We start from the raw sequence: 13,296 nt of genomic DNA, 5'->3' as shown, positions 1-13,296 counted from the left end.
TCTGTCAGCAGATCACGGACAAGCTTTCGCTAGCAAGACAAAACCGAGGAAGAGGTGTAACCCTTTTCCCAAGCTTTGCCGCAGGCACAGACAGGGAACGATCCCTCTCTCATCGCCTGTCCCAGTCTGATGCAACAGAGACGATAAAGACCTTATTACGTGACGACATCCTCCCACCTTGATCGCCTCAACCCCGAACAGCTCGCCGCCATTGAGACGACCGAGGGGCCCCTGCTCGTCCTCGCTGGCGCAGGCACCGGCAAGACAAGGGTTCTCACCACCCGCTTCGCCCATATCCTGCTCTCCCACCGGGCGAAGCCGTGGCAGGTGCTGACCGTCACCTTCACCAACAAGGCCGCCAGAGAGATGCGGGAGCGTATCGGACGCATCCTCGGCGAACCGGCGGAAGGACTGTGGCTTGGCACGTTCCATGCCCTCTGCGCCCGGATGCTGCGTCGTCACGCGGAATATGTCGGCCTGACCAGCGGCTTCCTGATCCTCGATACCGATGACCAGATGCGCCTGCTCAAACAGGTGGTCGAGCCGTGGCGGATCGACGTCAAACGCTGGCCGCTGAACGGGCTGCTCGGGATCATCCAGCGCTGGAAGGATCGTGGACTGACCCCGGATGGAATCACGCCAGCCGAAAGCACAGACTACGCCGACGGTCATGCCCGCGCCATCTACGGCGCCTATCAGAGCCGGCTGCGCGAACTGAACGCCTGTGACTTCGGCGATCTGATGCTGCATGTGGTGGAAATCCTGCGCACCCGCCCGGACGTGCTGGAGCAGTATCAGCGTCTGTTCCGCTACATTCTGGTCGATGAATATCAGGACACCAACACCATCCAGTATCTCTGGCTGCGCCTGCTCGCGCGCCGTGAGGGTGAACCCGCCAACATCTGCTGTGTCGGCGACGACGACCAGTCGATCTACTCATGGCGCGGTGCGGAAGTGGAAAACATCCTCCGCTTCGAGAAGGATTTCCCCGGCGCGAAGATCGTCCGTCTGGAACGCAACTACCGCTCAACAGCACAGATTCTGGGAGCCGCTGCGGGCCTGATCGCCCATAATGAAGGCCGATTGGGCAAGACACTCCGCCCCGGACGGGACGACGCACAGGGCGAACTGGTGCATGTCGTCGGCGTGTGGGATTCCGACGCCGAGGCCCGGGAAGTATGCAGTCGCATCGAAAACCTGTGGCGCAACGGACACGCGCTCGGCGAGTTCGCCATTCTTGTAAGAGCCGGTTTTCAGACCCGCTCCTTTGAAGAACGACTGGTGCAGACCGGCATTCCCTACCGTATCGTCGGCGGCCTTCGCTTCTACGAACGCGCCGAAATCCGCGATGCCATCGCGTATATGCGGCTGCTGATCAACCCGGCTGACGATCTGGCTTTCGAGCGTATCGTCAACCTCCCCAAACGCGGCGTTGGTCCTGCCGCCCTCCAGAAACTGCACACACAGGCACGCGGACAGGGAAGCTCCCTCTATGCGGCGCTTGGAGCACTCCTTGAGTCAAAGGGCTTCAAGGGAAAATCAGCCGAGAAGCTGGCCGCTTTTCAGGACTGTTTCGCCCAGCAGCGCGTGCTTCTTGAAAAGGAAGGCCATGTTGTCGCTGTCGGCGCATTGCTCGAAAACAGCGGCTATCTGGAAATGTGGCGCGAGGACAAATCCCCCGACGCCCCGGGACGGGTGGACAACCTGAAAGAACTGATCCGCGCCCTCGCCGACTTCGGCACGCTCGGAGAATTTCTCGAACACATCGCGCTTGTGATGGATGCGGAAGGCACGAACGAGGACGAGCGCGTCTCCGTCATGACCCTGCATGGCGCCAAGGGACTGGAATTCGACACCGTCTACCTCCCCGGCTGGGAGGAAGGCGTATTCCCTTCACAGCGCACGGTGGATGAAGGCGGAGACAAGGCCGTCGAGGAAGAGCGCCGTCTCGCCTATGTCGGCATCACCCGCGCCCGCTACCGCGCCACGATCCTGCACGCAGCCAACCGCCGGATTTACGCCAACTGGCAGGAATCCATGCCCAGCCGCTTTCTCGACGAACTCCCCGACGAATACGTGGACCGCGAAGGTGAGACCGCCACCCGGCAGGCCCGTCAGGACTATTCCGGCTTTTTCCGCCCCAGCGTGTTCTCGGACGCCGTGACAGGCTCAATGTCGCCACTGGTCGCAAAGAAGCGTCATTCAGTAAACGAAGAACTCGCGGCCAATGCACCGAAAATCGAAGTAGGTGGAAGGGTCTTTCACCAGAAGTTCGGCTACGGCGTGGTGATTGATGCGGACCGCGGCTCGGCTGAAGTGATGTTTGAAAAAGCCGGTACCAAGCGGGTTATGGCGTCTTATTTGCAGATTGCGGGGGATTGAGTCTGGGTTGGGGGAAATGCGGAATGTCGGCTGTTAGGTTTGAAAAAGAAAAAAGTAGACAATTGTGTGATATATGGATCGATACAAAAGAATTGATCGAATATTAATCACCTTGAGGTGTATTCATGAAAATTCTTGCGCCGTGTTTTGAATGCACATTTTCTTCTAATCCTCGCTTTGAATCTCAATTGGTCGATTATTTCGACGATGGCGTTGCATTCGTAACATGTTCTGTAGGTCACAAATTTGCTGCCATAGTGCAAGCTCAAAAATTTGAAATACTTTTAAATTCAGGAGCTTCCGCGCTACTGGATGGCTTCACGCTTGAGGCATGCGCCAGTTTTTCAGCGGCTCTCGAACGCTTTTATGAATTCTTTATTAGAAGCTCTGCGAAAGGCAGAAAAATTTCTACTGATCTATTCGATGAGATGTTCAAGACTATGGCGCAGCAATCGGAAAGACAGTTTGGAGCTTTTCTGATGCTATATCTCTTGGAATTCAAAAAGGCCTATAAAGAAAACCCAAAGATAAGAACATTTAGAAATAAGGTTATACATAAGGGAGAGATACCAAAAAATGATAAAGCTACTGAATTTTGTTCTTGGGTATACGATGAGATAAATAAAATTTACCAAAGCATGTCAGATAAATGCGATAATTTTTGCCTACAAGAAGTCACTATGGAAATGAACGCCAAGCGTCAAAAAAATGTCCCAAATGGCATGCGTGTCGCAATAGTTGGTGAGACAGGTATTTTCCCTTTGTGTCATAAAGACCAAAAAGGCTCTTTTGATGAAGCGTTAGAGGCTTTCCAGAAATCGCGTGAAATGTTGCGTAGAACAGTTATTGACCCCTTTCCAATGGGAAGGCATTGCCATTCAGAGTGAAATTAATATTATATTTGTATGTCGACCGCTCTCAGGTTCCATGATGATGCTCGCAGCCTACGTCCGGTTTTGAGAATCCATTAGTTCCAGTAAATGTCCGAAATGAGGGCGAAAGCAGACTTACCCCCCGTCAAAGCAGAACCAGATTATCCCGATGGATCAGTTCATCATGCCCCTGCCAGCCCAGCACACTCTCAAACTCCTCCGAGCGTCGCCCGGCAATACGGCGCGCATCTTTCGCCGTATAGGCACACAGTCCACGCCCCAGTTCATCGCCGGTCTGGCTGACCACACGCACCAGATCACCCCGGCTGAAATCCCCGGCCACGGAGACCACACCAGCCGGCAGCAGAGACCCCCCCTGCACCAGCGCCCGTATCGCGCCATCATCAATGGTGATGTCACCCATGGGCGTCAGACCACCAGCAATCCAGCGTTTGCGGGCTGAGCGGCTATCGGTTCCGGGCAGGAACCATGTGCAACGCGCGCCATCGCGCAAAGCCGCCAGCGGATGGGGCCGCTTGCCGAGAGCGATGGCCATCGCACAACCGGAATCCGTAGCAATATGAGCCGCGACGAGCTTCGTTCGCATACCCCCGGAAGAATAACCCGGCGGCGGCGCTCCCCCCATCGCATCAATCTCGGCAGTCATCGCGCCGACCACCGGGATATGCTGCGCGTCCGGATCGTTTCTGGGATCGGCTGTGTAAAGCCCGTCAATATCGGATAGCAAAATCAGCTGGTCCGCATCAATCATCTGCGCGACACGGGCCGCCAGACGATCATTATCGCCAAAACGGATTTCCGCTGTCGCAACCGTATCATTTTCATTGATGACCGGCACGCAGCCAAGACTGAGCAGCGTGTCGAGCGTGGCCCGCGCATTCAGATAACGACGACGATCTTCCGTATCATCGGGTGTCAGCAGCAACTGGGCAGCGGTCACTCCGCGCTCGGAGAGAACGCTGGTCCATGCCTGCGCCAGTCTGATCTGACCAACAGCCGCTGCGGCCTGCTTTTCTTCCAGACGCAACGCCCGTTGCGGCATCCCCAGCGCATGACGCGCCAGAGCAATCGCTCCGGATGACACCAGCACGACCTCGGTGCCGGAAGCACGCAGCGCCGCGATGTCATCGGCGACACTGGCCAGCCATGCCTCACGGGGGGCCGCAAGTTCCGGATCGACAAGAAGGGCGCTGCCGATCTTGACGACCACGCGCCGCGCCTGCGCCAGAGAAGGCGTGACTGAATCCGTCATGCTTCAGAGTCGTCCGTTTCAGCATTTTCCAGACGCTCGGCCCGCGCCGCAGCGACCACGTCATACAATGCCCGCAGCACCTCATCGACACCCTGACGGGCTACGCCGGACATGACCATGACCTTTGACCCGGAAGCCTTCTCCAGCGCGCGCTTACGGCCTGAAAGCTGTTGCGGCGTCATGGCGTCAGCCTTGTTGAGAACAATGATTTCCGGCTTTTCGGCCAGACCACCGCCATACTCATCAAGCTCGGTCCGGATCGTGCGCCATGCCTCAACCACATCACCCGCCGCACCATCAATCAGATGCAGCAGAACGGCGCAGCGCTCCACATGACCAAGGAAGCGATCGCCCAGACCGTGTCCTTCATGCGCACCTTCGATCAGGCCGGGAATGTCAGCCAGCACGAACTCTTCCGTCATTGACAGACGAACAACACCAAGCTGCGGATGAAGCGTTGTGAACGGATAATCTGCAATCTTGGGACGGGCCGCCGACACGACAGAAAGGAAAGTCGATTTCCCGGCGTTGGGCAGCCCAACCAGACCGACATCGGCAATCAGTTTCAGCCGCAGCCACACCCAGCGCTCCTCACCCGGCCAGCCCTTGTCGGAACGACGCGGCGCACGGTTGGTGCTGGTCTTGTAATGCGCATTACCGAAACCGCCGTCACCGCCTTTGCACAGCACAATGCGCTTGCCGGCCTTGTCGAGATCAGCAAGCAGAGTTTCCCTGTCATCATCCATGATCTGGGTGCCTATCGGCACCTGAATCACGACATCCTGCGCAGCAGCGCCCGTACGGTCGGACCCTGCGCCGTTACCGCCTTTACGCGCCCGGAAATGCTGGGTGTAGCGAAAATCGATCAGCGTATTGAGGTTATCGACGGCCTCGAAAATGATGTCTCCACCTCGACCGCCCTTGCCGCCGTCAGGACCGCCAAACTCGATATATTTCTCACGCCGGAAGGCGGTGACACCGTCACCTCCGTCACCCGAGCGTACATAGATTTTGGCCTGATCGAGAAACTTCATCACTGTCACCTGGCATCCTGCAGGCGACAAAAGCCCTGACAGGGATACAAAAAGGGCCGATCCAAACCGGATCGGCCCCTGTCTTGCGTCTAGACGCGGGGGATCCCGCGCAGGGCCTTTTACTCAGCCGCGAGCGGCAGAGCCTCGACCGAAACATGAACGCGATCGTCACCACGACGGTGGAAACGCACGTTACCGTCTGAAAGCGCGAAGAGTGTGTGGTCGCGACCAACACCAACATTCGCACCAGCCAGCATCTTCGTGCCGCGCTGACGGACGATGATGTTACCAGCGATCACGCTTTCGCCACCGAACTTCTTCACACCGAGACGACGGCCTGCACTGTCGCGTCCGTTACGGGACGAACCGCCTGCTTTCTTTTGTGCCATGAACCTTACTCCTACTTAATGCTACCCTGTGATCAACCTCACGAAGAGAGATCAGGCAGCCTTGATCTCGCCAATACGAACAACGGTGACCGGCTGGCGGTGACCATTCTTGCGGCGGCTGTTCTGACGACGACGCTTCTTGAAGATGATGATCTTCGCAAGGCGGTCCTGTGCGATGACCGTAGCTGTCACGGTAGCGCCAGCAACCAGCGGAGCGCCAATGGTCGTGCCTGCTTCACCACCGACGGCGAGAACATCGGAGAATGTGATGGTCGAACCAGCTTCAGCCTCAAGCTTTTCGATCTTGAGCACACTGTTTGGCGTAACGCGATACTGCTTACCGCCGGTGCGGATAACTGCGAACATAATGAAACTCGTCTCTTTCCGATCAATCGACATCTCGCGGCGCTTCTCACGCAGGCGATCAGTCCAGTCGCTTTTTCTCGTTGACCACTATTGCGCAGTCTGCCCCACCTTATAGCGGTGGAGAGGGGCTTTTACGCGGGAGACAGGTTTTTCGTCAACTGAAATCAGACACAGAACAATTTCCCCTCTTGTGTCAGATGAAAACTTTGCCTAAAAGCTCGCTGCGAACGCTGCAAGGCGTTACGGAGAGGTGCCAGAGTGGTCGATTGGGGCGGTCTCGAAAACCGTTGTGCCTTATGGGTACCGTGGGTTCGAATCCCACCTTCTCCGCCATACACTCAATTTCCCAATGAAATCAGCTAGTTAGACCCGGGAACGTCACAGTATCTGTGACCGTGCGTCACTGGTCCAGAGTCACTATTTTCAGTGATGTCCGCTCTTTGCCCGGGCTTCAGGGAAAGCGCCACAACCTTTCCCGCAACGCAGCCTCAACAATGGCAGGAATCTTCGTGGTCAGTCCGCCACGGGATCAGCCGATGGCCTGATCCGCTCCCACTGACCGCCGCTCCGCTCTAAACGCAAAGCGAAGATCGTCCGCAGAACCGGAAATTATCATTCCTTGCACTCAAAATCGGGCCGCAAGGACTTCAACCAATGGTTCTTCCGATCCCTCCAGACGGCCCGTCTGCACGATCGCACCTTCCTTCGTCCCATGCTTCCGGCGAACTGGAATGTTACTCCATCAATCCAGACGTCAACACAGTCGCCAACGCCGCCCCTCTGTGAGCGCCGCCCCTTCCGCATAATCACTTTTCCGTGATGGATGATACTCGCTGCCTCCGGATCGTTCCTCTTAGAAGAAGACCTCATTGGAAACAGTATGCCGAAAATGGCATCTGACAGCAGAGGATGGCAAAACGATGGCACCAGCGGCGTTAACCCTGTCCCGCCCCCTGCGCGTTCTTTCCGTAGCATCGGAAATGTTTCCGTTCGTGAAAACCGGTGGACTTGGAGACGTCACAGCATCTCTTCCAACGGCGCTCGCACCCTACAACGTAGAAACATGGACCCTCCTGCCAGGCTACCCCGCCATTCTGGCCGCGATAGCAAAAGTGTCCTCGCGCTCCATCGACCTGGGCCATGTTCTGGGGCATCCCGCACATCTTCAGATCGGACAGATCGATGGCCAGAATCTTCTGGTTCTCAATATCCCTGTCCTCTATGACCGCCCGGGCAATCCCTATGTGACTGCCGAAGGCTATGACTGGCCTGACAACGACCTGCGTTTTGCGGCCCTGGCCCGTGCTGCCGCCACCATCGCTCAGGGCGGGCTTGAAGGCTACCATCCCGACATCGTGCAACTGCATGACTGGCAGGCCGGACTCACGGCGGCCTATCTACACTATGACGGAGATTCTCCCCTCCACGCCAACGGCGTGAGCCAGCGTCCCCGTATCGTCCAGACGATCCACAATCTCGCCTTTCATGGCAGCTTTCCCCTCACCGATCTTCCCATTTTGGAACTGCCCCCCCAGGCGGCCTTCATCGACGGCTGCGAGTTTCACGGGCGCATCAGTTTCCTGAAAGCCGGTCTGTTTTTCAGTGACTGGATCACTACGGTCTCGCCAACCTATGCGCAGGAAATTCAGGGCAACGAATGGGGAATGGGCTTCGATGGTCTGCTACGCACACGCAGCTCCGCTCTTACCGGCATTCTCAATGGCGTGGACATCAACATATGGAATCCCGCGCACGATCCTGCCGTACGCTTTCCCTATGTCGTGGGCGACACTATCGGACGACTGTCCAACAAACTCGCCCTTCAGGCCGAATTCGGTCTGCCGCAGGACCGTAACGCCTTTCTTATGGGTGTGGTCAGCCGCCTGACCCGACAGAAAGGCGTCGATCTTCTTCCCGACATCATGGAACGGCTGCTTGTCTCCAACACACAGATCATCGTCGTGGGCGAAGGAGAACGCCCGCTTCACCGAGCTTTTTCGGCCTTGCAAAGAAAATTTCCGCGCAGTTTCGCCTGTCATATCGGTTACAGCGAGGAACTCGGTCACCGCCTGCCTTCAGCCGTCGATACCCTGCTTGTTCCTTCACGTTTCGAGCCCTGCGGCCTCACCCAGCTTTGCGCCCTGCGTTACGGCGCCGTTCCCATTGTCTCGCGCGTGGGCGGACTGGCCGATACGGTGGTGGACGCCAACGATGCCGCCATAGGACGCGGCGTAGGCACAGGTTTTCTGTTTTCACCCATCGAAGGTGCGACACTCGCCGCCACAGTTGAGCGGGCGCGTCGTCTTTTCCGGGAAGACCGTAAGGCATGGTCGCAGCTTCAGAAGAACGGAGCGGCCACGGATGTCTCATGGCATGAAAAATCTGCTCAATATGTCAGACTCTTTGCGAAACTCGCGGGAGTGAAGATCGTTGAACCAAAAGAACCCAATGTCGTGCGGCTTTCCTCCACACATGCGCCGGACAGCATGCGGGGACACGCCTTCGGCGACAAAAGGCAAATCGCTCGAAAACCATCCATTCCGCCTTCCACGCACCGCAACAGAGCCTGAGTTTTCAAAAGCATAGTTCACACAGGATCAGCACACACCAGAGGAGTCTGAGGGATGCCAGCGAGACAGGACCGAAATGGCACTCCCTATCATATTCCCCCAAACACCGATGATCTTCTGGCCGGACGTTGCGGCGATCCTTTTTCCATCCTCGGCCGACACAATGCGGGGTCAGTCGATATCATCCGTGTCTTCTATCCCCATGCCGCCAAAGTCCGGCTGCTCGTCGAGCGCCCCCGTTCAGCCCCCATCGAGCGCGCCATGCGCCCGGTGGACGATACAGGCATGTTCATCGGCACCGTCCGCAAAGGAGCGCCTTATCGTCTGCACGTAATATGGGCAGACGCCACGGAAGAGGTCAGCGATCCCTATTCATTCGGCCCCATCCTGCCGGAAGAGGAACTGCGCGCTTTTGCCGAAGGCAGGCATTTTCACATTCATCACCTTCTGGGCGCACATCCCATGACACTCCACGGCGTGACGGGTGTGCGCTTTGCCGTCTGGGCGCCCAACGCTCGCCGCGTGTCCGTAATCGGGGATTTCAACATCTGGGATGGTCGTCGTCACCCCATGCGGCTGCGTCATATAGCGGGCGTGTGGGAACTCTTCATTCCCGGACTCACAGCCGGAGAACGCTATAAATTCGAGATCATGGGGCAGGACGGCACGCTTCTTCCACAAAAGGCCGACCCCTTTGCGCGTCGCACCGAACTGCCTCCCGCCACAGCCTCCGTCGTGGCCCGAAATGATCCGTTTCCCTGGACAGATGACGCATGGATGGCGACACGGATCGCACGCCACGCGCCGCAAGCACCGCTCTCCATCTATGAAGTCCACGCTCTTTCATGGCGCCGCCCCAACGGAGACCCGGATCGCATCGCCACATGGCAGGATCTGACGCGCGACCTCATTCCTTATGTGGTGGAAAACGGTTTTACGCACATAGAGCTTCTTCCCATCATGGAATATCCCTTTGGCGGATCATGGGGTTATCAGACCCTCGCACTGTTCGCTCCCACCGCCCGCCACGGAAGTCCGGAAGATTTCGCTGCGTTTATCAATGCCTGCCACGATGCCGGCATCGGTGTCATTCTGGATTGGGTGCCCGCGCACTTTCCCAACGACCTGCACGGTCTGGCCTGTTTCGATGGAACCGCCCTCTTTGAACACGCAGACCCGCGTGAGGGAATACATCGTGACTGGAACACGCTGATCTACAATTACGGGCGGCACGAGGTGCGCGCTTTTCTCATTTCGAGCGCCCTGATGTGGTGCGAGCATTTCCATATCGATGGCCTTCGCGTGGATGCGGTCGCCTCCATGCTGTATCGCGACTACAGCCGCCAGAACGGCGACTGGATTCCCAATATCCACGGAGGACGCGAAAACCTTGAGGCCGTGTCATTCCTGCGGGAACTGACCGATACCCTGCAACGCCATGTGCCCGATGTTCAGATCGTCGCCGAAGAGTCCACGGCATGGCCCGGCGTCACCCACCCGACAGCCGATGGGGGGCTGGGGTTTTCTTTCAAATGGAACATGGGATGGATGCACGACACCCTGCACTTCATGCAGCGCGATCCATTATGGCGCGGACACCATCTCTCCGAAATTCTTTTCGGCACACATTACGGTTTTTCCGAGCGGTTCATTCTTCCCCTCTCCCATGACGAAGTGACGCACGGCAAAGGCTCGCTTCTTTCCCGTATGCCGGGAGATAGCTGGCGACAGCATGCCAATCTACGGGCCTGTTTTGCCTTCATGTGGACCCATCCAGGCAAGAAACTCCTGTTCATGGGCGGAGAGATCGCACAGGCGCAGGAATGGAACCATGATGGAGAACCTGACTGGCGCTCACTGTCCGAACTGCCCAAAGCTGGCATGCAGAGGCTTGTACGCGATCTCAATCACACCCTCCGATTCCACCCCGCACTGCATGAACTCGACACCGATCCAGCGGGTTTTTCCTGGCTGATCAATGATGATGACGCCAACGTGGTGTTTGCGTGGGCCCGCTTCGCCCCCCCCGCCTCTCCCATTGTCGTGGTGTGGAATGCAACGCCCGTTATCCGCCATGCCTACCGCGTGGGCGTGCCGAACGCCGGAGAATGGCGCGAGATCATCAATACGGACGCCAGCGTCTATGGCGGCAGCAATGTCGGCAATGGCGGCCGGGTCAGCGCAAAGGCGGTGGCCGCGCATGGCTGCAACTGGTCGGTCGAACTTGTCTTGCCGCCACTGGCCGTTCTCATCCTCTCTCCAGCCCGTGGAGACGCAGGATGAGCGCCGTTTCAGACTCTCTCGAACCCGGCGCACCCTACCCTCTGGGTGCCACCTACGATGGGTGCGGCGTCAATTTCGCCGTCTTTTCCGCCAATGCCACCCGCATTGATCTGTGCCTGTTCGATCGCAAAGGTCGTCGTGAAGTCGCGCGCCACAGGCTTCCTGAATACACCGATGAAGTCTGGCATGGTTATCTTCCCGGCGCGTCACCCGGCCTCCTTTATGGATATCGCGCTTTCGGACCGCACGATCCGCATGAAGGTCATCGTTTCAATCCCCACAAGCTTCTGATCGATCCTTACGCCCGTGAACTGACAGGTGAACTCCGCTGGACCGACGCCCTGTTTGGCTACAGACTCAACTCACCGCGCACGGACCTCTCCTTCGACCGGCGTGACAGCGCCAGCGCCATGCCGAAATGCCGTGTGATTGCCCCTCATGTGCACTGGCCTGACGATCATCGACCCAACATTCCACCGGAAGACGTGATCGTGATGGAGGCCCACCTCAAGGGTCTGTCCATGCGCCATCCCGATATGCCTCCGGCGATACGCGGAACCTTTCAGGCGTTAAGCCACCCCCGCATCGTGGAGCATCTGACAAAACTCGGCGTCACAACACTCGAACTCCTGCCGCTACAGGCATTCGTCACCGATCGTTTTCTGATCGAACGCGGTGTCACCAATTACTGGGGCTACAACACGCTCGCATTCTTCGCGCCGCATCCCGCCTATATGGGACGTGGCGAAACAGAGGATTTCCGCGCCGCCATCCGCGCCCTGCACGCCGCCGGTATCGAGGTGGTGATGGACGTGGTGTACAACCACACCTGCGAAGGAAACGAACTTGGCCCCACCCTGTGTTATCGCGGTCTCGACAACGCCAGCTATTACCGCCTCGTCCCCGAAGATGAGCGTCACTACATCAACGACACCGGCTGCGGAAACACCCTCGATCTTTCTCATCCCCGTGTGCTCCAGATGGTGCTCGATTCCCTGCGCCACTGGGCCGGCGCGTTCAATATCGACGGCTTCCGCTTCGACCTTGCGACCATTCTGGGACGCGAGAGCTACGGCTACGATCAGAACTCGGGATTTCTCGATGCGCTCATGCAGGATCCCATTCTGCGCACGCGCAAACTGATTGCCGAGCCATGGGACCCGGGACCGGGGGGATATCAGGTGGGCAACTTCCCGCCGGGATTCCACGAATGGAACGACCGTTTCCGTGACACCACGCGCCGCTTCTGGCGCGAGGACGAACGTCAGCAGGGCGACATGGCGACCCGTCTGTCCGGCTCGGGTGATATTTTTGACCATCGCGGACGGCGCGCATGGACCAGCGTCAATTTCGTGACAGCCCATGACGGCTTCACCCTGATGGACACTGTCAGCTACGAAACACGGCACAACGAAGCCAACAGGGAAGACAATCTCGACGGCGCACGGGACAACCATACCCGCAACTGGGGCGTGGAAGGACCGACCGATGACGCCACCATCATCGAAAAACGCGATCGTATCCGCCGCGCCATGATGGCCACACTCCTGCTGGCGCATGGAACACCCATGATTCTCGCAGGCGATGAATTCGGACAGACCCAGAACGGCAACAACAACGCCTACTGTCAGGACAACGATCTGTCCTGGCTGGACTGGTCACTGACACAAACACCCCGCGGTCAGGACATGCTGGATTTCGTGGCGCGACTGACCCTTTTGCGGCGCGAACATCCATCCCTGCGCGCGCAACGCTACATGCACGGCCGTCACGCCCCCCTGCCGGATCTTCCCGACATCGCGTGGTTCAATGCTGCGGGTCAGCCCATGTCGGTCGATAACTGGAATGAAGGAGGACAACCTCTCCTTGGCCTGCGCCGCGCCATTGAGGATGGGGACTCCATAGATAACACCTACATGATTCTCAATCCCGGCGATGCAGAAGCATCCTGCGCCTTACCGCCCCCTGCCGGCACATGGCGTCTGCTTCTGGACAGTGCGCGCCCGCGCCACACGGAGCCCGAGGACCCCGCCACTGAACTGCACAGCCTGACCGTGGCCGCACATTCGGTCCTCCTTCTGCAACTCGATCCCGCCACCATAACCAGAAAGTCCGAAAACGGCTGAC

Annotated in this window: 10 protein-coding genes and 1 tRNA gene; 7 read left to right on the top strand and 4 right to left on the bottom strand. The window is 57.9% G+C overall.

The window, feature by feature from the left end; genetic code table 11:
* Positions 1–159 precede the first annotated feature (159 nt).
* Complete coding sequence (locus GVI59_RS00120) at positions 160–2,382, top strand: UvrD-helicase domain-containing protein (protein ID WP_173572295.1); 2,223 nt, start codon at positions 160–162, stop codon at positions 2,380–2,382.
* A 125-nt stretch (positions 2,383–2,507) separates the two neighbouring features.
* The gene (locus tag GVI59_RS00115) at positions 2,508–3,269 is read left to right on the top strand and encodes a hypothetical protein (protein ID WP_173572294.1); all 762 of its coding nucleotides are present in this window, start codon (positions 2,508–2,510) and stop codon (positions 3,267–3,269) included.
* 130 nt (positions 3,270–3,399) lie between these two features.
* Here GVI59_RS00115 and proB read toward each other — a convergent pair whose 3' ends face one another.
* From proB to rplU, 4 genes are all read right to left on the bottom strand, one after another.
* On the bottom strand, positions 3,400–4,527 hold the full coding sequence (proB, locus tag GVI59_RS00110; protein ID WP_173572293.1) for a glutamate 5-kinase: 1,128 nt from the start codon (positions 4,525–4,527) through the stop codon (positions 3,400–3,402).
* The gene (gene obgE, locus GVI59_RS00105; protein ID WP_173572698.1) at positions 4,524–5,561 is read right to left on the bottom strand and encodes a GTPase ObgE; all 1,038 of its coding nucleotides are present in this window, start codon (positions 5,559–5,561) and stop codon (positions 4,524–4,526) included. The genes proB and obgE overlap by 4 nt, the downstream gene beginning before the upstream one ends.
* Positions 5,562–5,680: 119 nt before the next feature.
* Positions 5,681–5,950 (bottom strand): 50S ribosomal protein L27, encoded by a 270-nt coding sequence (rpmA, locus tag GVI59_RS00100; protein WP_173572292.1) that lies wholly within the window; start codon positions 5,948–5,950, stop codon positions 5,681–5,683.
* Positions 5,951–6,001: 51 nt separating this feature from the next.
* Positions 6,002–6,316, bottom strand: coding sequence for a 50S ribosomal protein L21 (rplU, locus tag GVI59_RS00095; protein WP_077814297.1), 315 nt, complete (start codon positions 6,314–6,316; stop codon positions 6,002–6,004).
* A gap of 244 nt (positions 6,317–6,560) precedes the next feature.
* On the opposite strand from rplU, the gene GVI59_RS00090 reads away from it, so the two are divergent.
* The 5 genes from GVI59_RS00090 (at position 6,561) to glgX (ending at position 13,295) form a co-directional block, all read left to right on the top strand.
* Positions 6,561–6,649: transfer RNA gene (locus GVI59_RS00090), tRNA-Ser, on the top strand.
* Between the two features lie 321 nt (positions 6,650–6,970).
* Positions 6,971–7,102: a hypothetical protein gene (locus GVI59_RS19245; protein WP_277876281.1), complete on the top strand. Its 132-nt coding sequence runs from the start codon at positions 6,971–6,973 to the stop codon at positions 7,100–7,102.
* Between the two features lie 134 nt (positions 7,103–7,236).
* The gene (glgA, locus tag GVI59_RS00085; RefSeq protein WP_173572291.1) at positions 7,237–8,886 is read left to right on the top strand and encodes a glycogen synthase GlgA; all 1,650 of its coding nucleotides are present in this window, start codon (positions 7,237–7,239) and stop codon (positions 8,884–8,886) included.
* Positions 8,887–8,940: 54 nt separating this feature from the next.
* The gene (glgB, locus tag GVI59_RS00080) at positions 8,941–11,169 is read left to right on the top strand and encodes a 1,4-alpha-glucan branching protein GlgB (RefSeq protein ID WP_173572290.1); all 2,229 of its coding nucleotides are present in this window, start codon (positions 8,941–8,943) and stop codon (positions 11,167–11,169) included.
* Complete coding sequence (gene glgX, locus GVI59_RS00075) at positions 11,166–13,295, top strand: glycogen debranching protein GlgX (protein ID WP_173572289.1); 2,130 nt, start codon at positions 11,166–11,168, stop codon at positions 13,293–13,295. Before glgB ends, glgX begins: the two co-directional genes overlap by 4 nt.
* Position 13,296: the final 1 nt, after the last annotated feature.

The organism is Acetobacter sicerae (assembly GCF_011516765.1).
In the GTDB taxonomy this organism is placed as follows: Bacteria; Pseudomonadota; Alphaproteobacteria; order Acetobacterales; family Acetobacteraceae; genus Acetobacter; species Acetobacter sicerae.
The sequence above is the reverse complement of the archived record's forward strand: the minus strand, read 5'-3'. Positions and strand labels throughout refer to the sequence as shown.

Excerpts from the sequence above, each read along its gene's own strand:
- glgX (WP_173572289.1), top strand. The coding sequence starts at position 11,166 with ATGAGCGCCGTTTCAGACTCTCTCGAACCCGGCGCACCCTACCCTCTG.
- glgA (WP_173572291.1), top strand. The coding sequence starts at position 7,237 with ATGGCACCAGCGGCGTTAACCCTGTCCCGCCCCCTGCGCGTTCTTTCC.
- glgB (WP_173572290.1), top strand. The coding sequence starts at position 8,941 with ATGCCAGCGAGACAGGACCGAAATGGCACTCCCTATCATATTCCCCCA.
- rplU (WP_077814297.1), bottom strand. The coding sequence starts at position 6,316 with ATGTTCGCAGTTATCCGCACCGGCGGTAAGCAGTATCGCGTTACGCCA.
- proB (WP_173572293.1), bottom strand. The coding sequence starts at position 4,527 with ATGACGGATTCAGTCACGCCTTCTCTGGCGCAGGCGCGGCGCGTGGTC.
- obgE (WP_173572698.1), bottom strand. The coding sequence starts at position 5,561 with ATGAAGTTTCTCGATCAGGCCAAAATCTATGTACGCTCGGGTGACGGA.
- GVI59_RS00115 (WP_173572294.1), top strand. The coding sequence starts at position 2,508 with ATGAAAATTCTTGCGCCGTGTTTTGAATGCACATTTTCTTCTAATCCT.
- rpmA (WP_173572292.1), bottom strand. The coding sequence starts at position 5,950 with ATGGCACAAAAGAAAGCAGGCGGTTCGTCCCGTAACGGACGCGACAGT.
- GVI59_RS19245 (WP_277876281.1), top strand. The coding sequence starts at position 6,971 with ATGGTTCTTCCGATCCCTCCAGACGGCCCGTCTGCACGATCGCACCTT.